Annotated in this window: 1 protein-coding gene and 1 pseudogene; both read right to left on the bottom strand. The window is 77.8% G+C overall.

What is annotated here, in order from left to right:
* The coding region (locus ACWJ6R_RS36930) for a glycosyltransferase family 4 protein (protein ID WP_449066640.1) at window positions 1-630 on the bottom strand (630 nt) is incomplete at its 3' end.
* A gap of 14 nt (window positions 631-644) precedes the next feature.
* Window positions 645-977, bottom strand: a pseudogene (locus tag ACWJ6R_RS36925) (glycosyltransferase); the annotation flags it as partial.
* Window positions 978-1043 lie beyond the last annotated feature (66 nt).

Genomic DNA, 1043 nt, shown 5'->3' with positions numbered 1-1043 from the left:
GGTGAGCTGCGCGGTCCGCGCCCAGGTGAAGCGCTCGCGGACGTGCGCGGCGCCGCGTACGGCGAGCCGGGCGGCGGCCTCCGGGTCGCCGAGGCAGCGCAGCAGGGCGGCGGCCAGCTCCTCCGGCGAGTCGCGCCCGTACCGGAGCGCCCCGTCCCCGACCACCTCCGGGGAGTAGCCGGGTCCGACGACCACCGGCCGGGCCAGGGCCATCGCCTCGACGGCGACCAGCCCGAACGGCTCGTAGACGGACGGGAAGACGCACACGTCGGCGGCCAGGAAGTGCGCGAACACCTCGGAGGAGTCCAGGAACCGGTAGCCGGGGACCACGTGCCGCCCGACGCCCTCCCGCTCGATCAGCTGCGCCACCTCCGCGTTGTCCCCGGTGCGCGGGGCCTGCGCGCCCAGCAGCACGATCCGCACGTCGTCGTGCTCCCGCGCCACCGCGGACGCGGCCCGGATCAGCGTGCGGACGCCCTTGTGCGGCGACAGCCGCCCGGCGAAGACGACGAGCCGCCCCCCGCCCGCCGGGCAGGTGGCGCAGCGGACCTCCGCGCGGAGCCGGTCGCGGTCCGCGTCGGGCAGCCCGGCCAGCCGTACCAGGGCGGGGTCCTCGAAGCCGTGCGGCACGACCGCAGCCGGTCGCGCGGCCATCCGCGGGCCGCGAGGTCGTCGCGCATGCCGTCGCTCGGCACCACGATCAGCCGCGCCGTGCGGGCCTGGAGCGTCTCGAGCGCGGTGATGCCGGCGGCCACCGGGGACCGGCGCCGGGACGGGCCGCGGTCGAACTCGCGGCTGTGGACGTGGAACACCACCGGTGCGCGGCCGAGCACCCGGCACAGGATCCCGGTGAGGCAGCCCATCCAGTCGTGCACGGCGACGACCGACCCGGGCCGGCCGGCGCCCGCGCGCAGGACGCGGATCGCGACGCGCACGTTGAACACGATCAGCCCGGCGATCCGGGCCAGGTTCCGCACGGGCAGCGGTGTCCGCGAGTCCCCGGCCCGGCCGGCGCCGATCGTCCGCACCCGGTGCAGGGTGAC

The organism is Planomonospora algeriensis (assembly GCF_977012225.1).
The sequence above is the reverse complement of the archived record's forward strand: the minus strand, read 5'-3'. Positions and strand labels throughout refer to the sequence as shown.